General features: G+C 63.1%; 13 protein-coding genes and 1 pseudogene. 12 read left to right on the top strand and 2 right to left on the bottom strand.

The genetic code is table 11. The features are described from left to right. Nucleotides 1–154 precede the first annotated feature (154 nt). The 10 genes and pseudogenes from ACT2FV_RS23440 to ACT2FV_RS23485 all read left to right on the top strand — a co-directional run bounded on the left by ACT2FV_RS23440 (nt 155) and on the right by ACT2FV_RS23485 (nt 18,258). Entirely contained in the window at nt 155–1,651 is a 1,497-nt protein-coding gene (locus ACT2FV_RS23440; protein WP_444504903.1) for a ShlB/FhaC/HecB family hemolysin secretion/activation protein, read from the top strand. 79 nt (nt 1,652–1,730) lie between these two features. After that, nucleotides 1,731–2,633, top strand: coding sequence for a hypothetical protein (locus tag ACT2FV_RS23445; protein WP_444504904.1), 903 nt, complete (start codon nt 1,731–1,733; stop codon nt 2,631–2,633). Nucleotides 2,634–2,705: 72 nt separating this feature from the next. After that, nucleotides 2,706–12,194, top strand: a complete 9,489-nt coding sequence (locus tag ACT2FV_RS23450; RefSeq protein ID WP_444504905.1) for a two-partner secretion domain-containing protein — start codon at nt 2,706–2,708, stop codon at nt 12,192–12,194. Next, complete coding sequence (locus tag ACT2FV_RS23455) at nt 12,191–12,454, top strand: hypothetical protein (RefSeq protein ID WP_174910645.1); 264 nt, start codon at nt 12,191–12,193, stop codon at nt 12,452–12,454. Before ACT2FV_RS23450 ends, ACT2FV_RS23455 begins: the two co-directional genes overlap by 4 nt. 21 nt (nt 12,455–12,475) lie before the next feature. Then, entirely contained in the window at nt 12,476–13,288 is an 813-nt protein-coding gene (locus ACT2FV_RS23460; RefSeq protein ID WP_444504906.1) for a hypothetical protein, read from the top strand. Then, the gene (locus ACT2FV_RS23465) at nt 13,275–13,538 is read left to right on the top strand and encodes a hypothetical protein (protein ID WP_244112033.1); all 264 of its coding nucleotides are present in this window, start codon (nt 13,275–13,277) and stop codon (nt 13,536–13,538) included. Before ACT2FV_RS23460 ends, ACT2FV_RS23465 begins: the two co-directional genes overlap by 14 nt. A 767-nt stretch (nt 13,539–14,305) precedes the next feature. Next, nucleotides 14,306–14,410, top strand: a pseudogene (locus tag ACT2FV_RS23470) (peptide transporter); the annotation flags it as partial. A 382-nt stretch (nt 14,411–14,792) separates the two neighbouring features. Continuing rightward, nucleotides 14,793–16,622, top strand: a complete 1,830-nt coding sequence (locus ACT2FV_RS23475) for an acyl-CoA dehydrogenase (protein ID WP_444504907.1) — start codon at nt 14,793–14,795, stop codon at nt 16,620–16,622. 126 nt (nt 16,623–16,748) lie between these two features. Continuing rightward, nucleotides 16,749–17,729: an NADPH:quinone oxidoreductase family protein gene (locus ACT2FV_RS23480; RefSeq protein ID WP_059606595.1), complete on the top strand. Its 981-nt coding sequence runs from the start codon at nt 16,749–16,751 to the stop codon at nt 17,727–17,729. Nucleotides 17,730–17,820: 91 nt separating this feature from the next. Beyond that, complete coding sequence (locus ACT2FV_RS23485) at nt 17,821–18,258, top strand: nuclear transport factor 2 family protein (RefSeq protein WP_059606426.1); 438 nt, start codon at nt 17,821–17,823, stop codon at nt 18,256–18,258. Between the two features lie 26 nt (nt 18,259–18,284). Here the strand turns inward: ACT2FV_RS23485 and ACT2FV_RS23490 are convergent, their stop codons facing one another. Both ACT2FV_RS23490 and ACT2FV_RS23495 read right to left on the bottom strand, forming a co-directional pair. Beyond that, the gene (locus ACT2FV_RS23490) at nt 18,285–19,655 is read right to left on the bottom strand and encodes an ATP-binding protein (protein WP_444504908.1); all 1,371 of its coding nucleotides are present in this window, start codon (nt 19,653–19,655) and stop codon (nt 18,285–18,287) included. Next, a complete protein-coding gene (locus ACT2FV_RS23495; protein WP_059606429.1) occupies nt 19,656–20,381 on the bottom strand; it encodes a response regulator in 726 nt (241 codons plus the stop codon). Nucleotides 20,382–20,627: 246 nt separating this feature from the next. On the opposite strand from ACT2FV_RS23495, the gene ACT2FV_RS23500 reads away from it, so the two are divergent. Beyond that, nucleotides 20,628–21,374: a MipA/OmpV family protein gene (locus ACT2FV_RS23500; RefSeq protein ID WP_444504909.1), complete on the top strand. Its 747-nt coding sequence runs from the start codon at nt 20,628–20,630 to the stop codon at nt 21,372–21,374. A gap of 273 nt (nt 21,375–21,647) precedes the next feature. Continuing rightward, complete coding sequence (locus ACT2FV_RS23505; RefSeq protein ID WP_124626607.1) at nt 21,648–21,983, top strand: hypothetical protein; 336 nt, start codon at nt 21,648–21,650, stop codon at nt 21,981–21,983. Nucleotides 21,984–21,999 lie beyond the last annotated feature (16 nt).

Here is a 21,999-nt window from a genome sequence, read left to right on the forward strand (position 1 = left end):
ATTCGCGCAAGGCGTTCCGCCGTCCGAGATCACGTCTGGCCCGCAAATCCAGCGTTTGCAACAACAGCAGTTGGACGCGACGAAGGAATTGAATCCTCGTCCGACAGTCCTGACACCGACGGGCGAGAAGGCATCGACGACTGGCGTCGAAAGCTTGCCGCTCGATAACCCGTGCTTTCCGATCAACGCAATCGCATTGGAAGACAATGCGTTCGCGTGGCTTGCGCGTTTTCTGCAACCGGTCGTCGGCCAGTGCGTCGGCAAGACCGCACTCAAGCAGATTCAGGACGCCGCTAATAACGCATTGATCGACCGTGGCTACGTGACGTCACGCGTGCTCGTGCCGACGCAATCGCTGCAATCCGGAACGTTGACGCTTCGCGTGGTTCCGGGGCGTATCAGCGACATCCGCGCCGACAAACCGATGATTGGCTGGACGCGTGCGGCATTGCCGACATCAGCCGGTGCCTTGTTGAATCAGCGCGACATCGACCAGGGGCTCGAGAACGTGCGCCGGCTTCAGTCGCAGTCCGATGCAACATTCGACATCGCGCCCGGCGTGAATCCGGGGGACTCGGAGCTGGTATTTCATCCCGGCACCGGCAAGCGCTGGCATGCCGTCATCGGCGCGGACAACGCGGGTCTCGATTCGACCGGCAAGTACGAGCTGTCCGGCTCGTTCACGTTCGATTCCCCGTTTCACTTGTACGACCAACTGCAGATCGCGGGCACGACGAACGCAAACATTGGCGCATCCGAGAAGGGTAACCAGTCTGTCTCCGCGAACTACAGCGTGCCGATCGGTTACGCGATGCTGACGCTGAACGCGAGCCGCTCGCGGTACAAGCAGACGGTCGCGGGTTTTGGCGAGCCGATCGAATACAGCGGTGTCCAGTCTCAACTCCAGGCCGGGCTGTCCGGCGTGATCTATCGGAACGCGCATGCGCGTACCGAAATTCACGGCAACCTGTTCCACAAGATCAGCCGTAACTCGATCGACGGTGTCGATATTCCGGTGCAGCACCGCGACATCATCGGTTACGAACTGGGTGTCGCGCATCGCCAGTACATCGGCGATGTGGTGCTCGACGGCTCATTCGCCTGGCGCGCATCGCTGCCGGGCCTGTCCAGCAATTCGGGCACGGTGGTCGGGGCCCCCGACTTCGACGGCAAGACGCAGATCGAACTGGCAAGCCTCAGCGCTCAAGTCCCTTTCAAGATCGGCAGTCAGACGTTCTCGTACCAGTTCGGCTGGAACATGCAGAACGCACGTACACCACTGACCCCTTCCGACTATTTCACGATCGGCACGCGTTACGCCGTACGCGGCTTCGATCAGCAACTGACGCTGGCTTCCGAGAGCGGCTGGGTTGTCTCCAACGAACTCGACTGGTACGTGCCGACGCCTGTCGGTACGCAGGCGCTCTATGCCGGCGTCGATGCCGGGCGCGTGCGAGGGCCCGCTGCACAGTACCTGCTCGGCGAAACACTGGTCGGCGCCGTCGTCGGTGTGCGCGGCAATCTCGCCCCGAAGAACGTGCTCGGTGCCGCACTGAATTACGACGTGTCGCTTGGGTTCCCGTTGTCGAAGCCGCAGGGCTTCAAGACGAGTTCGCCGACGTTGCTGTTCCAGGTCAGCACGTTGTTCTAAGCGTTGCTGGGGTGGACCGAGCGGGGTGTCGATCTCGACTCGGTGTCTTGTTGATCGTCAATCAGAAGAAGGAAGAACCATGCAGCACCTGTACGAGAAGCGTCGGCTTTTGCAAGCTGCGACGGCAACGTTTGCGGTGGTGGCAGCGCTTGGCCTGAGCGCATGTGGCGGTGGTGACGACGGTGGTAGCGGTGGCAGCGCGGCATCGAGTGGCGCGTCGTCGAACGGAGCGCCGTCGGGTAGTGCGTCGTCTTCGACGGGGATTCGCGTGGAAGGGCAATCCCAATCGATCTCGAGCCAGGTTTCGACAGTCCGCATTCTGATGCCGCCTGCATCGTGGAACGGTGGACAGATGCCGAACGGGAATTACACGCTCAGAGCCCTGTCCCAGCCGACCGCGTCGCTCAAGGAGCAGGCGCCGGGTGCCTATGTCGCGATTCCGTACGACTCCTCGGGCACGATCAAGACCCTGACCAAAGGCATCGTGACGGACATCGCCGGCAATGGCGACATCGCCATCGGTCGCTGGGCGGATGGCGCCGATTCGGCAGGCGCGACGTACAACACCAACCAGGGGCAAGTATGGGCAATCGGTGTGCCGGTTGCGATCGACACGACGTCGCCCGTGCAAATGCAATGCTCGCTGGCCTTCGCAACGCGTCCGACGTCGACGGACGGCAATACGGCGCCGGGTTCGCTGAATGGCGCCACGGCGACGCTGACGAGCGGTACCGATACCTTCGGTAATCCGACCATCAACTACACGCTGAATCTGCAGTACTCGATCGGTAGCGACCAGAACCAGTCGTTCGTCGGAAGCTCTGCGATTGGTCTGACGGAGCTGAGCTCGAAAACCAAATCGACGCTGATGAGCACGGTCATGGGCCCGGACGCGAAGCAACCGTATCTGGTGGTGTCGTACGGCATCCCGGCCGCGACGACGGGCAACATCAACGGCCTGGTGGCACTGAGCTGCAAGTAACGTGAGTAGGGGCCGGTCATTCGCGCGATGCGTGGAAGGCCGGCCTGACATGCATTCAAGAATAAAACGATCATGAATTCCGGAATCTTTCGTTTGGTCTTCAGTGCCGTTCGCGGCATGCTGGTAGCGGTTGACGAATACGCATCGGCGCACGGGGGCGGTGAACGCGCTCGCGTGCGGCCAGCCACTCGACCTATGTCGGTGGATTCCGGAATCTCGATCTGGTTTGCGGCACGCGCAACCGCGTTTGCCGCACTCTGTACGTTCGGCATGCAGCCGCTCGTTGCCGAAGCGCAGGCAACGCTGCCGATCACGCCCGATCGAAGCGGTCCGACTCATCCGGTCGTCGGGGTGTCGGCATCGGGCGTACCGCTCGTCAACATTACTGCACCGAAGAACGGCGTCTCGCTGAACAACTTTACGCAGTACAACGTCGGGACGAAGGGGGCGGTGCTGGTCAACAGCGGCCAGAATTCGCAGACGCAGCTCGCTGGCTGGGTTCAAGGCAATCCATTCCTCGGCAACAACGCTGCGCGTGTGATCGTCAACCAGGTCACGTCGGGTAACCCCAGTCAACTGCTCGGGCCGACCGAGATCGCGGGCAATCGCGCGAATCTCGTGATCGCCAACCCGGCCGGCATCACCTGTGCCGGTTGCGGCTTTCTGAATGTTCCGCGTGTCACGCTGACGACCGGCGTGCCGACTTTCAATCCGGACGGCACGTTGGCAGGTTTCAACGTGACGCAGGGGCAGATCGGCATTGCCGGTGCCGGGCTCGATGCGCATGGCAGTGCGATCGACTTGATCGCTCGCGCGATGACGATCAACGGCCAGGTGTGGGCGGATTCGATCAATGCAGTGGCGGGGGCGAACCGGGTCGACTATGCGAGCAACACCGCGCAGGCACAGACCGGTACCGGTGCCGCGCCGGGCGTCGCGATCGACGTGCAAGCGTTGGGAAGCATGTTTGCCAATAGCGTCCGGATGATCGGGACGGAGGCCGGCGTGGGTGTGCGAGACGCCGGTTCCGTCACTTCACTGACTGGCGATATTCAAGTGTCGAACAACGGCGATGTGACGATCGCGCCGACGGCGCGTATTCAGTCGGCCGCGAACACTCGGATCGATGGCGCCAACGTCGCCCAGCAAGGCACGATTGTCAGTACGCAGGCCACCGATCTGAACGCGTCCCAGGCACTGTCGAACGCCGGAACGATTTCGTCGGGCGGCAACACGAACCTCACAGCCGCCACATCGTTCAACAACAGCGGGCAGGCATACGCGGGTGTGGATTCCGCAGGCAATCTCGTTGGCGGTGGCTCCGTCACGGCACGCGCCGCGAATGTGACGAGCAGCGGCACGCTGGCAGCGGGCGATAACGTCAATCTGTTCGCAAACGACGTTACGCTCGATCAGGGAACCGTGAACGCGGCCAGCGCGGTCAACGTCACGACGAATGGCACGTTGTCGAATGTCGCCGGCACGATGAGCGGACAGAACGTGACGCTGAGTGCGGGACAACTGATCAACAATTCCGGCACCATCAGTTCGCACAGCGTCGCGAACGTGGCCGCGCAATCGGTTTCGAACCGGTCCGGGACGTTGGCGGCGGACGCGCTGTCCCTGAACTCGGCTGGCGCACTCGACAATACGCAGGGGCAAATGACTGCGCGCACGGCGCAGATCGCTGCAACCGACCTCACGAACGTGGCGGGCGAGATCGGCACGTCGACGGGCGCGTTGACATTGACGGCGACGGGGAACGTGTCGAACGCCAACGGGAAGATCGCGGGTGGAAATGGTCTCACGCTGACGGCGAATGCGGTTTCCAACGCACAGGGCCAGATCGGCTCCGTGGCGGGCAATACCTCGCTCGACGTCACGCAATCGCTGAACAACGCAAACGGCAAGGTTGCGTCCGGTAACGATCTGTCGATTCACACGACTCATCTCGACAACTCGGCTGGATCGGTTAGCGCACACGCCGCACAGATCACGGCGACCGATGTCGTCAATACGGGCGGCAAGATCGGCACCACCGATATGCTGACCGTGACGGCGACGGGCGCCGTCTCGAATCAGTCCGGCGCGATAGTCGGTGGCAATGGTCTGTCGGTGACGGCAAACAGCGTTGGCAATGCGGCAGGCGCGATCGGATCGGCCGCCGGCGACACGACGCTGCGTGTGACGAAGTCTCTGACGAACACCGGCGGTACGGTGAGTTCGGCCAATGCGCTCATCGTTGCAAGTGACACGACCGACAACTCGAACGGCAGTATGACGGCCGTGCGCGGTGCACAAATCCAGACGGGGGATCTCGTCAATGCGGGCGGTCAGATTGGGTCATCGTCGGATGCGTTGTCGTTGACCGCAACGCGCACGGTGTCGAACGATGGCGGCAAGCTGGTTGGAGCGACCGGGCTGTCGGTGACAGCCGCCACGCTCAGTAACCGAGCAGGCCAGATCGGCACATCCAGCGGCGACATGGCGCTGACCGTCTCGCAGGCACTCGACAATACCCAGGGCAAGATTGCCGCGGCTGGCACGCTGAACACGCAGGCCGGTGCGTTCGACAATTCGCAAGGCGCGGTCTCAGCGGATGCAGCGAAGCTCAATGTTGCAGGCGCATTGACGAATGCAGGCGGCACGATCGCGACGACACACGACACGACCGTGGCCGCGCAGACCGTTACGAACCACGGTGGCACCATCGGCTCCGTCTCCGGTGCGTTGTCGGTGGCGACATCCGGTACGACGGACAATGCAGGGGGCAAGCTGCTGGCGTCGGGTGACACGACCCTGACCAATTCGGGCCTGCTGAACTCGGGCGGTACGATCACGGGGGCGAACGTCACGCTCGCGTCCGGACAGGGGGCGATCGACAACACGCTCGGCAACGTGGCGGCAAGCCAATCGCTGTCGAGTCGATCGGGGGCGTTCGATAACCGGTCGGGGTTGGTGCAGGCAACGGGAGCGGTTGACATCGATACGCACGGCCAGACGTTCGACAATGGCGTACTGGCAGGGCAATCCACGGGTGGTCAGGTTCTCGGTAAAGGCGTCGCGCTGACGACGGGGGCGCTGAGCAACGCAGGTGGTGCGATTTCGTCGAGCGGTGCGGCAACCGTCAACGCCGCATCCGTGACGAACGATGCAGGTTCGCTCGTGGCGAACGGCGCACTGACCATACGAAGCGCCGGGACGGTGTCGAACGTGGCCGGCCAGATAGGCGGCAACAGCGATGTAACGGTGTCCGGTACGACGGTCGACAACACGCGTGGGGCCATGCACGCGAGCGGCACGCTGTCGGTGACGGGCGATACGATCCGCAACGCGCAGACTGCCAATTCAACGCTGCCGACGACCGCAGGCGTGCCGGGACTGACTGCAGGAATGGAAGGCGCAAGCGTCACCCTTGACGCCAACCAGGCGATCGACAATACGTCCGGATCGATTCGAGCAGACAAGGGTGCGAAGCTCACCGCACCGATCATCGACAACACGTCGGGCAGCATCCAGTCGAAAGGCTCGGCAACGTTGACGGCATCGAATACGCTGGTCAACAGCCGGGGCGACATCAATGGCGGTCAGCAACTGACGGTCTCGACCGGTACGCTGAACAACGACGGCAAGCTCCAATCGGCGGGCGACGTCAACGTAACGACGCAAGGCGATCTGACCAACACCGGCCAGATCGTAGCGGGTCATGATCTGACGACCATGGCCGGCGGCACGCTCGACAACAGCGGCACACTGTCGGCCGGCAATGTTGCCAATGTGAGCGCGAATTCGATCCAGAACCGTGCGACGGGCGAGATTTTCGGTGGCAACGCGACCAACGTTCACGCGAACCAGTCGATGACGAACGAAGGCCTGATCGATGGTGGCACAACGACGGTGACGGCAGGTGACACGATCACGAATGCCGGTGGCCGGATTTACGGCGACACGGTCGCGGTGGGCGCGAACACGGTTGTCAATGACCAGAATACCCAGGGTGTCGGTGGCGTGATCGCTTCTCGCGGGGATCTCGACATTGGTGCCCAGACGTTCAAGAACCAGAACAACGCGCTGATTTACGCGAGCAACGACATTCGTGTTGGCGGCGCGCTGGACGCGAACCATCAGGCAACCGGTGCTGCGCAGACCGTGACGAACAACGGCGCGCAGATCGACGCCGGTCGCGACATCACGATCAGCGCAAACCGGTTCGAGAATCTGAATTCGAACTTCCAGACCTCGACGGTCACGACCGACAGCGGCAACCAGTTGTGGTACCAGGTGCCGGGTTCGACCGAAAAGATCGACCCGTCGACCGTTTACCTGTACCAGAAGAACAGCCAGGAAATCCATCCGGGCACGGATTACCAGTGGGCGCTGGACGACGACCAGAAATTCATTCTGCTGCCGTCGACCAAATATCCGTTTGCCGAGTACGCGAAGTACACGATGAACGGGGTGGCGGGCAAGATCGATAACACGGCGTATCCCGCAAGCAATTTCGGTACGGGAGCTTGGGCGTCTCAGACTGGCGCGTATCGAACTGTGCCGGCTGACATCTGGACGACGTTCGGTGTGACGCCGCCGCCCGACGCAAATCCGGCATGGACCACATCCGGACCGTTCTGGATGTCGGCGATTGCAGGTTCGTTTGCCGGTAGAAACAACGTCGGTAGTGACTGGTTTGCCATCAAGCCCCCCACTGAAGCTGACGTAACGGGGGCAAAACCGGATCCCTTCGGTCGGCCGAGCCCTTCGTGCCTGACGTCAACGAATGCAGCATGCGCCCCGTTCCAGCAGTGGTACAACGCCACGGTCGCCGCTTACCAGAAGCTGGATCAGGTGCTCGTCGGCTATAACGCGGACGTCCGGAGCCGGCTTGTACAGACCTACACCGTCTATACGGTCGACGTGAAATCGACCAAGGACGTGGTAACGGCGTCGCAACCCGGCACGATCACCGCTGGCCGTCATATCACGATCAACACGCCCTCCGGCGTCAACGACAAGAGCCAGATTGTGGCCGGTGACGGCAACAATCCGATGAACGTGCAGAACATCGGTGCGACCGGTACTGAAACGTTCACGGGCTCGGGCAAGGCGATCTATACGTGGGTCCAGTCCGGCGGCGCCTTCAGCGGTGACGAACGCGCGACCTCGACGACCAACTACTCGCCGGCTATTCCGTCACAAACGATCGATCTGCCGGTCGTGCTGACCGATCCGGGCAAACCGTCCAATCCGATCAAGAGCGTGGCGGCGGCGACGTCCGCTGCGCAAGGTGCGAGCGGTACCGGCGTGACGCCAGTAGCGGGCAAGGACGTTGGCGGGCAAGTACTGGTCGGCTCGGATGTGTCGGGCGTCGGCGTCGGGACCGTATCGGCCGTGAAGGCCAATGTCGGCGATGTGGTCGTGCGCACGGTCACGCCGAACACGCGTTTGCCCAACAACGCGCTGTATCAGGTGGCGAGCGACCCGGGCAGCCACTTCCTGATCGAGACAGACCCGCGCTTTACCGATTACAAGAAGTGGTTGTCCAGCGACACGATGCTGGATGCGCTCAAGGTTGACCCCAATACGGTCCTCAAGCGCATCGGCGATGGCTTCTACGAGCAGCAACTGATTCAGCAACAGATCATTCAGACGACCGGCCAGCGTTTCATTGGCGACTATACGGACAATCAGAGCGAATACGAAGCGCTGATGGCCAATGGCGTGAAGGCGTCGCAGCAGTTCGGGCTGAATGTCGGCACGGCGCTGACCGACGCGCAAATGGCCGCACTGACGAGCGACATCGTGTGGCTCGTGAATCAGACGGTGACATTGCCGAACGGTAGTCAGCAGACGGTGTTGGTGCCGCAGGTGTATCTGCACGCGAACGCGGCGGACGTGACAGGCGAAGGCACGATCATCTCCGGCAAGAACGTCACGGTCGATGCCGACGGCGCGTACAAGAACTCGGGCACGATCGCTAGCCGCAACGTCACGATCATTCATGCCGATTCGATCGACAACAGCGGCACTGTGTCGGGTGGCACTGTGCTCGCGAGTGCGAACCAGGACCTCAATAATCTCGGCGGGTTGATTCAAGGCAATACCGTAGCGCTGTCCGCTGGCCGCGACCTCAACCTGACGAGCACGACCAGTTCGGCGAAGGCGGCGAATGGCAGCGCGACCGGCATCGATCGTGTATCGACGGTCAATGCGGGTACGCTTCAGGCAACTGCCGGTCGGGACCTGAACGCCAACGCGGCTGTAATTGCGACGACCGGCGATGCAGTGCTGGCCGCGAACAACGACGTCAATCTGAACGCGATTCGCCAGAGCAGTCAGGACGCGGTGAAGTGGGACGCCCGCAATCACGCCGAACACTCGGCGTCGAGCGACACGGGCACGCAGATCGCAACGGGCGGCAACTTGGCGATTGCGGCTGGCCATGACGTGAATGCGACGGCAGCTTACGTGAATGCGCAGGGTGCGATTGGCATCAGCGCCGGGCACGATGTGAATCTGAATGCCGGTGAACAGAGCGCGAGCGCGAACGACGAGCACTATCGCAAGGAAAACGGCTTCCTGTCGTCGAAATCGACGCACATGATCGATTCGAGCAGTTACACCAATGCGGTGGGCACGACGTTGTCGGGTAACAGTGTCTCGGTGCAAGCAGGCAATGACCTGACGGCAAAGGCGGCAACGATTGCGGCGACTAACGACGTCAGCCTGACGGCCGGTCACGATCTGACGGTGACGACGGCGGACACGGCCTCGAGCGAATATCACTACAAGGACGTGAAGAAGTCGGGCCTCGGCAGCGCGGGCGCCGGGATTTCGTACGGTACGAATCAGACCATCGATACCAGCCGCGACACGGTGAAGGGTTCGCAGGGCAGCCTGATCGGAAGCACCGACGGCAGCGTGTCGATGGTAGCGGGAAACAAACTCCACGTGACGGGCTCCGACATTGTCGCGAGCAAGGACGTGACGGGCATCGCGAAGGAAGTGACGATCGATGCGTCGCAGACGGATCGCCATCACGAAGAAACCCACGAGGTGAAGAGTTCGGGTTTCACGCTGGCAGTGAAGTCGCCTGTCATCGATGCGATCCAGAACGTGAATCAGCAGGCGCAGGGCGCGGGCGGTAGTCAGGACGGACGGGCGGCAGCGCTGCATGCGATTGCCGCGGCCGGCGGCATGGCTGATCTGGTCGGCGCGACCGGCAATATGACCAAGGCGCTGAACGATCCGAAGGGCAAGGTCGAGGCGAAGGTGGAGTTGAGTTTCGGTTCTTCGCACAGCAAGACGACGTTCACCGAGGACGGCAGGCAGAACAACGGCAGCAGCGTGAAGTCGGGCGGCACGGCGGCATTCGTCGCGATGGGTGACAAGAACGCGGGCCAAGGGAACGTGACGATCCAGGGATCGGACGTGAACGCGAAGGACGTGCTGCTGCAGGCGACGAACAAGATCAATCTGGTCAACAGCACGGATACCGACAGCACGCGCAGCACGAACGAGTCGAAGAGCGCGAGCGTGGGCGTGTCGTATGGCACCGGCGGATTCGGCGTCTCGGCGTCGATGTCGCGCGCGCACGGCGATGCGAATTCGGATGCGGCGACGCAGAACAATACACACATCAATGCGAGCAACACCGCGACGATCATCAGCGGCGGTGACACCAATATCGTCGGTGCGAATGTCAATGCGAACAAAGTGATCGCGGACGTGGGCGGCAATTTGAATCTCGCGTCGGTGCAGGATACGAGCCGTAGCGAGGCCCACCAGAGCAGTTCGGGCGGCGGGTTCAGCATCAGCCAGGGCGGTGCGAGCGCCAGCGTCAGCATGCAGAACGGCCATGCGAGCGGTAACTATGCCGGCGTGAACGAGCAGGCGGGCATTCAGGCCGGGGAGGGTGGATTCGACATCAACGTGAAGGGCAATACGGACCTGAAGGGGGCGTATATCGCGAGCACGGCGACGCCGGACAAGAATCAGCTGACGACGGGGACGTTGTCGTTCTCGGATATTCAGAATAGCTCGAGCTACAACGCGAGCAGTTTCGGGATCAGTGCTGGTGGTGGTGTGGGTGATGGGGGCAGCAACTACGCGACGCACGGCCAGACTAGCGGGAAGAATACGGGTGGTGCGTTACCGCTGTATGTGAGCGAAAGCGGCAGCAGTAACGCGACGACAAAGAGCGCGATCAGCAATGGCGGCATCACGATCACGGATCAGGCGAACCAGAAACAGGATGTGGCGACGCTCAATCGTGATACGTCGAACCTAAACGGCACGGTCAGCAAGACGCCCGATCTGCAAAACGTGCTGAACAAGCAGTCGGATTTGATGAACGCCGCGACGGCGGCATCCGAGACGATCGCCAAGCAGATCGGCAATTATGCGGACAAGAAGGAACAAGCCGCACGCGACGCGGCCGCCGCGACCGATGATCCGGCGCTCAAGGCGCAATACATGCAGGATGCGAAGAACTGGGCCGAAGGTGGTGACAACCGCGTTGCCTTGCATATCGCCGGCGGTGCGCTGACGGGTGGCTTGACTGCGGGCGGTTGGGGTGCGGCGGGCGGCGCGGCAGGCGCAGGCGTGTCGGCGAAGGTCGCGCCGGAGTTGACCGAGATTGCGCAGTCGATCAAGGATGCGGGGCTGACCGGCAACAAGGACGTCGACGAACTGCTGGGTAACGTAACCTCGAATCTGCTGGCGGGCGGCGCCGGTGCGCTCGCCGGTGGCGGCACGGGTGTGTTGACGTCGGCGGCCGTGGATCGGTTCAATCGGCAGTTGCATCAGGAAGAAAAGACGTTGGCGAAACAGCTGGCCGACAGGAGCGGCGGAAAATATACGCAGGCGCAGATTGAAGACCAGATGCGCGTCATGGGCATTAGCGTCAATGGGGCGAGCGAATCGGGCGCACCGGCAACGCTGGTCGGTCAGATGCCGACCGACTCCGGGGCACGCTGGATTTCGGGAGGGACCACGGCGGACGGGAAGCCGATCCTGACGCAGATCACCGCGCAGGCGAACCCCGAATTGCAGTCGTATATTCTGGCGAACTACAACATAGCTTCCCCGGGGGGAGTGCCGAGCCAATTCACCTATGCACTCACGGGCGGTGGCGGGTCATACAACATGACGGGACCGTTTACGAAGTTTGACCAGTCAGATGTAAATTCGATTCAATCAACGTCTTCTAGCTTGGCCTCGGCCACGTCGTTGACGGCGGGATGGATTGCATCCTCCGCGAGTACATTTGCCGCAGCACCTTCACCATACGCGCCGGCATTTGGAACTGTTGCGCTTGTGGCAACGGCGACTGGAGTTGCGGCAGATGGGGTGTCGCAACTGGTTAGCCCCAACATTGGGGGGTATCTGACGTACAACGTGGCGAATGTGGTTGGGAATAAAGTGTTGACCGATAAATATCCTCTGTTGGCTCCGGCGTTTAACGCAACGGTTAATTATTTTTCGAATAGCGGTGCTTATACTGCTATTCAGGATTTTGTGAACTCATCGTGGGGTCGTTTGATTGGCGGAGATAAATCAAAATGAAGATTATTGTAGATGGGAATTTTTCGCGCCCCGTGAGTGTGGCGATGGTGTTAATTGGTGTTGCGATCATGTTCGGTTTCTTGAAGTACGGCCCTCCATCAATTGTTAGCGTTCTGATGGTGTGTTTTGGTTTTGGGCTGGCGATAGTTGGTGGAATGACTAGCCAGGCAAGACTGCTTAAAATCAAACCGTTCGATAACAGCTACAAAAAGGCGCGCAAGAGCTACGAAGTGAAGGACGACACGCAGGACAAGTCCTAACAGCAATGAAGCACTGGGAGAGTGAATCGGTTCAATCGCCAGTTGCATCCGCAAGAAAAAGCGCTCGCAAAGCAGTTGGCCGAGAAAAGCAAGGGAAAATATACGCAGGCGCAGATCGAAGATCAGATGCGTATCATGGGTGTATCGGTAAACGGCAGCCATGAGTCGGAAGCGCCAGTTACCCTCGTAGGAGAGACGCCAACTGACTTGGGCGCACAGTGGATTGGAGGAAAGCCGACGGCAGATGGCCAAATGGTTCTGACGCATAAAACGGCTCCCAATAATCCTGAATTGCAATCGTATATCTTGGCAAACACAGACTCAGCGACGCCCGGCCAAGTGCCTAGCCAGTTCAGGTACGATCGGTCAGCGAACTCTGATTACAATTTCACGTTGACTGGTCCTTTCACTCGACTACCGAACCAATCAGATTGGAACTACATAAGGTCGACGACAGGCGACTTGGCCTCGGCTACGTCGATAACCGCTGGATGGCTCGGAGCTACCACTGGTGCTTTAGTCTCGGCACCTACACCACTCGCCCCGACATTTGCAGGGATATCGTATGCGACCACTGTGGTTGGGGTGGGTGCGGACGCTGTAGGGCAGGCACTGAGTCCAAATATCGGGCAGTATCGGGTCGGTGGTGGGGTTAATATCCTGTCTAATTACGTTTCAGGGAAATATCCTATTATTGGGCCTGTCGTTAATGCGAATGGAAACACGTTAAATAATGATCATGGCGTGGCAAAAGTCCAAAGTTGGATAAACTCATATTGGCAAGCCGTGTCAAATAGCATCTCGACCAATGGAGGCAAGGGTGCGAAAAATTAAAATCATCGAAGATGGGAATTTTCCTGATTGGGTGAGATTGGCATTCATCGTCGTGGGGTTTGCGTTGATGTTCTGTGCGTTCAAATTTATTCCCCCTACGATCTTAGGCGGAGCGGTTGCCATCATGGGATTTGGTCTAGCGCTTATCGGAGGGTTTGCAAGTCGTGCACATATGCTAAAAATCAAACCATTTGGCGGCTCGGCTTGGCGTAAGGCAAAGAAAACATACGAAAAGGATGACCACTCCTGATCTTGAGTATTAGTTGAAAGCGATGTGCGCAATATGCCGAACCGTCCGCTCCCGCCAGTTTCCGCGTTGTCGCCGGCAGCGTTATTTTTCGACGTCGACGGCATTCCCGTTTCGCTTGGCGAGCCACTGGCCGGCAAATTCTCGGCGGCGTGGGCCCAAGACCCGCCGCGTCGATTTGCCCCCGAACTCGGCGTGGCGAAGCGGCCGGCCGGTTTCGCGCGATGAACTCTTGGAAGTTGTTCGCGCTGCCCGCACCGAATGGTTGCGATGCGTCGCTACTGAGCCGCTATCGATCACGCATCTTCGGCATACGCTGGTTCCCGCGTACAACAACGTTAAGCTGCTTCCACTCGCAAAAATGCCCTGTCCGGGAGTAAATTTGTCATTGATGCTGTCCGGGGTTGGGGCAAGTGGAGTTGCGGTTTACAGTGATGTACCTAAAGAGATCGAGTCTAGTCGTCAATGAATGAAAGCGTTTTCGGAAAAATTTGCCACTGGCTCGCGACTGTATTGATTGCCTTTGGGACTGGTGTATTTTGGACATTTTTGATCTCGGAGTTGATTCGGCATTTATTTGAGTTGAATGAAGACATGGTGCTGATTTACTTTGGCGGTCCATTATTTGTAATTTATTTCGTATGGTGCTGTCGCGTGTTGTCTCGTATTTTTTCGAGAAGGGGCGAAATATAGAAGATGGCGAAGATGGCAACGATTGCGGCGACCAACAACGTCAGCCTGATCGACGGTCACGATCTGACGGTCACCACGGCGGATATGCGGACGATCTCTTCGCCGGTACGCCTGTCTACAAGCCGTCGGGCTTTCCGATCGCGCGAGTGACGCTTGGTTTTCAGGTGACTGCCCAGTTCTGAAGACAATGAGTCAAGGTACTTCTCCGACACGTACACGTCGCAAGCCCGATGTTGCGTATGCCCGTCTGGTCGAGATTGCCACCGAACGGGGGCTTACGCTTCTGACTCGCATCAATTGCCGGGACAGCCCCGCATCGACCGACCTTCCCATGCCGCCATCGCCTCGATTCACCGTCGGGGTGACTCGCCATTGTTGTTTTAGAACGACCGTGCTAAATTCCCGCCAGCATTTGCAGTCACCGACCTAATCATCCGGTTCCGGCAACCGGCGCCAACGGGCGCGCCGGCGCGTCGCCCGACAGGAGACAGACGTGATGGAGCATGCATCGATCGAGCACCCGAGGACCAAGCGGGGCGTGCCGGCCGCATGGAGGGCGTCGCGATGAGCCTGCTGATGTCGCGACGCGATCTCGCGTTTCTGCTGTACGACTGGCTCGATGCGGAGGCGCTCGCCGCGCTGCCGCGCTATGCGGAGCACAGCCGCGAGACGTTCGATGCGGTGCTCGACACCAGCGAGCGGATCGCGGCAGACCTGTTCGCGCCGCACGCGGCGCGCGGCGACCGCGAGGAGCCGCGGTTCGACGGCGAGCGCGTGACGCTGATTCCCGAGGTCGAGCCGGCGGTGCGGGCCTTCGCCGCCGCCGGCCTGATCGCCGCGGGCCAGGACGAAGCATTCGGCGGGATGCGGCTGCCGAAACTCATCGAAGCCGCATCGTTCCTGTTCTTCCAGGCCGCGAACATCGCGACCGCCGCGTATCCGTTCCTCACCGTCGCGAACGCGAACCTGCTGCTCGCGCACGGCAGCCCCGCGCAGATCGACGCGTTCGCGCGTCCCGAGCTGGAAGGGCGCTTCTTCGGCACGATGTGCCTGTCCGAGCCGCAGGCCGGTTCGTCGCTGTCGGACATCGTCACGCGTGCCGACTTCGAGCGCGCGTCGCCGCTCGGCCCGCGCTACCGGATCACCGGCAACAAGATGTGGATTTCGGGTGGCGAGCACGAACTGGCGGAGAACATCGTTCACCTCGTGCTCGCGAAGATTCCCGACGAACAGGGGCGGCTGCTGCCCGGCACGCGCGGCATCTCGCTGTTCATCGTCCCCAGGTATCTGCCGGCCGAGGACGGCGCCGCTCACGGCGAGCACAACGACGTGGTGCTTGCGGGCCTGAATCACAAGATGGGCTATCGCGGCACGACCAACTGCCTGCTGAACTTCGGCGAAGGCACGCGCCATCGTCCGCAGGGGCGCGCCGGTGCGATCGGCTATCTAGTCGGCGAGCCCAATCACGGCCTCGCTTACATGTTCCACATGATGAACGAGGCGCGCATCGGTGTCGGCGCGGGTGCGGTGGCGCTCGGTTACACCGGTTACCTGCATGCGCTCGACTATGCGCGCAACCGGCCGCAGGGGCGTCCGCTGGGACCGGCCGGCAAGGACGCGGCGGCGCCACAGACGCCGATCGTCGCGCACCCGGACGTGCGACGCATGATGCTCGCGCAGAAGGCGTACGTCGAAGGCGGGCTCGCGCTGATCCTGTATTGCGCGCGGCTCGTCGACGAAGCGCGCGCGCACGGCGATGCGGCGGTGCGCGCCGAGGCCGCGCGCCTGCTCGACATCCTGACGCCGATCGCGAAAAGCTGGCCGTCGCAGTGGTGTCTCGCGGCCAACGATCTCGCGATCCAGGTGCACGGCGGATATGGCTATACGCGCGACTATCCGGTCGAGCGGCTCTATCGCGACAACCGCCTGAACCCGATCCACGAAGGCACGCACGGCATCCAGGCGCTCGACCTGCTGGGCCGCAAGGTCGGTCAGGACGACGGCGCGCTGCTGCGCACGCTCGATGCACGTATCGAAACGACGCTCGAACGCGCGCGGGCGGCGGATGGCGATACGCGCGCGCATGCCGATGCGCTGGCGCCGCGCTGGGCACGGCTCGTCGACGTCACGCGCGCATTGGCCGCGCTCGGCGATCCGCAGGTGCGGCTCGCGAATGCGAGCGTCTATCTGGAGGCGTTCGGCCATCTGGTCGTCGCGTGGCTGTGGCTCGACGTGACGCTCGCCGCGCGCGGACGCGATGACGATTTTCACGACGGCAAGCGAGCCGCCGCGCGATACTTCTTTCGCTGGGAACTGCCGAAGGTGGATGCGCAGCTCGACCTGCTGGCGAGCGTCGATACGACGACGCTCGACATGCGCGACGCGTGGTTCTGAGCGTCGCGCCGCACGGATGAAGGTGTCGCGGTGCGGGCCGCCTGGCCTGCGCCGCGCGCCGGTCGCGCGGGCGCGTCCCGCTGCCGTATCGATGCGCGGCGACGTCGCGCAAGGAGAATGGAGAGCATGAAAGCGCTGTTGTGTACCGCATTCGGCCCGATCGACCGCTTGCGTATCGAGGACGTCGCGATTCCCGAACCGGCCGCCGGTCAGGTGCGGATTCGCGTGAAGGCGGCGTCGCTCAATTTCCCCGATGCGCTGATCGTCCAGGGGCTGTATCAGGTGAAGCCGGCATTGCCGTTCTCGCCCGGCGCCGAATTCGCCGGCGTGATCGACGCGGTCGGCGACGGCGTGAGCGCCTGGCGGCCGGGCGACGAGGTGGTCGCGTTCACCGGCCACGGCGGCTTCGCCGCGCAGTGCGTGGCCGACGTGCACCAGATCGCGGCGCTGCCGCCGGGGATGACGTTCGAGCAGGGCGCGGCGCTGGTGCTGGCGTATGGCACGTCGCTGCATGCGCTGCAGCAGCGCGCGCGCCTGCAGCAGGGCGAGACGCTGCTGGTGCTGGGCGCGGGCGGCGGTGTCGGGCTCGCCGCGATCGAGATCGCGAAGGCGCTGGGCGCGCGCGTGATCGCGGCCGCGTCGAGCGCGGACAAACTGGCGCTATGCCGCGAAGCCGGCGCCGACGACACGATCGACTATGCGACCGAGGACCTGCGGCGCCGCGTCGACGAACTGACCGGCGGACGCGGCGCGGACGTCGTCTACGATCCGGTCGGCGGTGCGTACAGCGAGGCCGCGCTGCGCGCGACCGCGTGGCGCGGCCGGTTCCTCGTGGTCGGGTTCGCAGCCGGCGAAATTCCGAAGATCGCGCTGAACCTTGCACTGCTCAAGGAACGCGACATCCTGGGCGTGTTCTGGGGCGATGCGGTGCGGCGCGACCCGGCGCAGCATGCGGCGAACATGCGCCAGCTCGCGCAATGGTTCGCGGCCGGCAAGGTGCGGCCCGCGATCACCGAGCGCGTGCCGCTCGCGGGTGCGGCCGACGCCATTGCGCGCATGGCGAACCGGCAGGTCAAGGGCAAGGTCGTGATCCTGCCGGACGCGTGATCAAGCCGGTGCCGGTTCACGCGGCGGCGGCCCGCCCGGGCATCGCCTTCGATCGAGGACCTTTCCTGTAACGTTACCGGAGTCGCTGACCATGCAATCCCTGTCGAATCTGCAGCCCGCCGTCGCGGCATCGCTTGCTGCGTGGCACGCGATGCTCGCGCGCAAGGATTTCAGCGCGCTCGACACGATCGTCCATCCGGATGCCGTGTTCCGTTCGCCGATGGCGTTCAAGCCGTACGGGCCGGCGCCCGCACTGTTGCTCGCGCTGCGCACGGTGCTCACGATCCTCGAGAACTTCGAATATCACCGCGCGTTCGCCGACGACGACGGCACGAGCGTCGTGCTGGAATTCAGTGCGACGGTCGGCGACAAGCGGCTGAAGGGGATCGACATGATCCGCTTCGACGCCGACGGACGGATCGTCGAATTCGAGGTGATGATCCGTCCGTTCAACGCGCTGCAGGCGCTCGGCGCGGAAATGGGCGCGCGGCTCGGGCAGCAGCTGCCGGCGTTCAGGAGCGGCGGGTGAGGGGGGCGGCGACGCCCCGCTTGCATTCATTCGCGCAGTGAAATCGACGATGCGCGGCCAGCCCGGCCACGTGCCGTATTCTCCGGTGCGTCGCCGAGGAAGTCCGGCAACGCCCGGGGCGGCAGAGTAATCACGAAGCGTGCGCCGCCGAGCGGCGAATCCTCGAGCCGCACGTCGCCGCCGTGCACGAGCGCGACGCGTCGCACGATCGCGAGCCCGAGCCCGAATCCGCCGGTCTGCCGGTCGCGGCTCGAGTCGAGCCGCTGGAACGGTTCGAACACGCGCGCGCGTTCGGCGACCGGAATGCCGGGACCGTCGTCGTCGACGCTCAGCACCAGCGCGCCGGACGCATCGTGCGTCGCGGACAGCAGGACGGTGCGCGACGCATAACGCGCGCCGTTGCGGATCAGGTTCAGCAGCGCGCGTGCGACGAGCTTCGGATCGCACACATGCGAGGCAGGGGCGCCGCTCGTCGACACGCCGAGCGTGAGGCCGCGGTCGGCGACGTCGTTCGCGACGTTGCCGGCCACACTGTCGATCAGCGCATCGACGACGACGTCCATCGGCGCGAGCTCGCTTGCGCCTTGTTCGAGCCGCCCGATCGTCAGCAGCTCGGTCACGAGACCGTCGAGTTCGCGCACGTCGCGTCGAAGTTCGTCGCGGCGTTCACGCATCCGCCCGCTCTCGTCGGATTCGGCGAGCAGCGCGAGCCCGAATTCGAGGCGCGCGAGCGGCGTCTTCAGCTCATGCGAGATGCCATGCATCATTTCGCGCTGCTGCTTGATCGACGCCTCGATCCGCTCGGCCATGTCGTTGAACTGCTGCGACAGCTCGTAGATGTTCGATCGCCCGGACAGCTTCACGCGCGTCGACAGCTTGCCCGCGCCGAACGCGTGCGCGGCGGCCTGCAGCTTGCGCAGGTCGCGCCAGTGATACGAGATCCACAGCACCACGGCGAACAGCGCGGCGAGCGCGAGCAGCAGGTACGCGTAGATCTTGATGTCGAGATCGGCCGCCTCGGTCGGGCGCGCATGCAGCACGGACCCGTCCGCGAGCGGTATGTAGTAATCCTTGGCGTCGTAGCTGATCGCGATCCGGCCCGCGTCGAGATCGCGCAGCGGTGTGCCGCTCAACTGCGCGCGGGCGTCGGCCATCGTCATGAAGCCGAATCCTTCGTTGCCGTGCTTCGCGAGTTCGCGCAGCGCGAGCATGCGCTGCGCGCCCGGATGACGCTCCAGATAATCGTTCAGCACGAACGCGTAGGTCGTCAGCGAATCGCGCTGCGCCTGCGCGACGCGATCATAGAAGATCCGGTCGAACGAGAACTGGATGAACGCGATCGATCCGGCGACGCACAGGATCACGATGAGGTACAGCCTGATCAACGGGCGCAGCATTTATTCGTCCCACGCGGAAGGGCTGAACAGGTAGCCGCGGCCCCAGATCGTCTTGATCTTGTGCGGCTCCGACGACGCATCCTCGAAGCGGCGGCGCAGCTTCGAGATGCCGGAATCGACCGAGCGGTCGAGCCCGTCGAACTCGATCCCGCGCAACTGCTTCAGGATGTCGTCGCGGCTCAGCACGGTGCCGGCCGCGCGCGCGAGGATCAGCAGCAGGTTGAACTCGGCCGTCTTCAGGTCGACAGGATCGCCGCGCCATGTGACGGTGCGGTTCGGCGGCGAGATCGTCAGTTCTCCGAATACCAGCGCTTCGGGCGCGGCAGCGGGCCTGTCCGTCGCGGCCGGCTGCGCGCGGCGCAGCAGCGCGCGGGCGCGCGCCACCAGCACCCGCGGCTCGATCGGCTTCGTCACGTAGTCGTCGGCACCGGTTTCGAGGCCCGCGACCTGATCGTAGACGTCCGCGCGCGCGGTGAGAATCAGCACCGGGACGTTGGTGAACGCGCGAATGCGCCGGCACACTTCCATCCCGTCGAGGTTCGGCAGCATCAGGTCGAGGATCACGAGCGCGGGCTGGTGTTCGCGCACCGCCGCGACCGCCAGATCGCCGCGTCGCACGACCGTCACCGCGAATTCGTAGTTGTCGAGGTATTCGCGCACGAGCTGCGCGAGGCGGTCGTCGTCCTCGATCAGCAGTACACGGTATTTGAGCGGATTGTCGTACATGGTCTCCTCGATGCGCGCGCGTCGTCCCGCATCCCGGCAGGCGGGCGCGCGGCGCGGCACGCGAATTCTATCCGGCGTTCCGGCGGCCTGGGCAGCAAGGCGACAATCGCGAACAATCGAACACAATTGAGCACAGATTCCCCGCAGATTCCGGACAGTCCCGGCGCACGGCGGCACCTAGACTTCGGGCTCCGTCACTCTTATTTCAATATTGTGCGCCCAACCCTTCGCCGCTCCCGTTATTGCGTGCCGCTTGCCGGCCTGACCCTTGCCGCCGCCGCCCATGCGGAAAACCAGTATTCGCTTTCGCTCGGCGGCGGGTTCGCGCCACGCTACCAGGGGAGCAACCAGTATCGCGGCGTCGTCGCGCCGGGGTTTTCCGCGAAGTTCGGCAACGGCTTCTTCATCGACAGCACCGCGGGCGCCGGCTATCGGCTGGACCTCCCGCACGGCGCGTTCGTGTCGGCGGCGGTGAGCTACGACGCGGGCCGCGCGGACGAGAACCGCTTCGACCTGCCCGGTTCGGACTACCTGAAGGGGATGGGCCGGATTCCCGGCTCGGTGCTCGTCGGTGTGCGGGCAGGGCTGACGCTGTTCGATGCGGCGGAGCTGAGCGTGTCGGTCGACACCCCGGTGACGCATACGTTGCGCGGCGTGTCGGGGCATGTCGACCTCGCGGTGCCGGTGTTCAAGACCGCGCGGCACGAGATCGTCGTGACGGGCAGCGTGCATGCCGGGACCGGACGCTACACGCAGACGTTCTACGGCGTGACCGACGCGCAGTCGATGGCGAGCCGCTTCCGGCCATATTCGACGAGCGGCGGGATCGACAGCGCGACGATGTCGGTCGCGTGGCACTGGAACCTGTCGCGGCACTGGTCGGTCGTCGCGACGGGCGGCGTGACGCGCCTGCTCGGGCGCTATGGCGACAGCCCGATCGTCCAGTCGCGCAGCAACTACTACGGGATGGCCGGCGCGACCTACAGGTTTTGAACGGGGGGCCGGCGCGCGCGTGCCGGACATGACGCGCCGGTGCCGGGCCGTCGCCGCGAACCGCGTGCGGTAACATGCGGGCGGGTCCGGCGTCGCGCCGGGCCTGCGACGCCGGTGCGCCTGAACGGCTTGACCGCGTCGTCCATCGCCGCCATTCGCCGGCTGCTATCCGTCAGGATAGGGCCGGCGGCGCGCGGCGCCGATCACGCAAGCGATACCCGGCCTTGCACGCATGCCGCACGTGAATCGCCGGGCCGCGACAGGGAGATACCGATGAAGAGAACGATCGCGATGCTCGTGGCACTCGTTGCGAGCGCAACCTTCGCAGGATGTGCGGATATGAACACGAAACACCGCAACGCCACCGCCGGAGGCGCAGTGACGAACCCGGCTCCGTCGGGCGCCGTGAACGCATGCAAGGCGGACGCCGCGCCGGACGATGCGCTGATCGGCAAGACGGAGGGCGAGGCGGCCGCGCTGCTCGACGGCTGCCTGTGGCGCGTGCTCGAGCGCGACGGCCAGTCGTTGCCGGGCACGATGGACTATCGCCCGGAGCGCCGCGACCTTGGCATTCGCGACGGCAAGGTGATCTGGGTGCGGCGCGGGTGATGCGGCTGGGCGGTGC

The organism is Burkholderia sp. PR2, assembly GCF_052372875.1.
GTDB lineage: Bacteria > Pseudomonadota > Gammaproteobacteria > Burkholderiales > Burkholderiaceae > Burkholderia > Burkholderia diffusa.

Excerpts from the sequence above, each read along its gene's own strand:
- ACT2FV_RS23445 (WP_444504904.1), top strand. The coding sequence starts at position 1,731 with ATGCAGCACCTGTACGAGAAGCGTCGGCTTTTGCAAGCTGCGACGGCA.
- ACT2FV_RS23450 (WP_444504905.1), top strand. The coding sequence starts at position 2,706 with ATGAATTCCGGAATCTTTCGTTTGGTCTTCAGTGCCGTTCGCGGCATG.
- ACT2FV_RS23455 (WP_174910645.1), top strand. The coding sequence starts at position 12,191 with ATGAAGATTATTGTAGATGGGAATTTTTCGCGCCCCGTGAGTGTGGCG.
- ACT2FV_RS23475 (WP_444504907.1), top strand. The coding sequence starts at position 14,793 with ATGAGCCTGCTGATGTCGCGACGCGATCTCGCGTTTCTGCTGTACGAC.
- ACT2FV_RS23480 (WP_059606595.1), top strand. The coding sequence starts at position 16,749 with ATGAAAGCGCTGTTGTGTACCGCATTCGGCCCGATCGACCGCTTGCGT.
- ACT2FV_RS23485 (WP_059606426.1), top strand. The coding sequence starts at position 17,821 with ATGCAATCCCTGTCGAATCTGCAGCCCGCCGTCGCGGCATCGCTTGCT.
- ACT2FV_RS23490 (WP_444504908.1), bottom strand. The coding sequence starts at position 19,655 with ATGCTGCGCCCGTTGATCAGGCTGTACCTCATCGTGATCCTGTGCGTC.
- ACT2FV_RS23495 (WP_059606429.1), bottom strand. The coding sequence starts at position 20,381 with ATGTACGACAATCCGCTCAAATACCGTGTACTGCTGATCGAGGACGAC.
- ACT2FV_RS23505 (WP_124626607.1), top strand. The coding sequence starts at position 21,648 with ATGAAGAGAACGATCGCGATGCTCGTGGCACTCGTTGCGAGCGCAACC.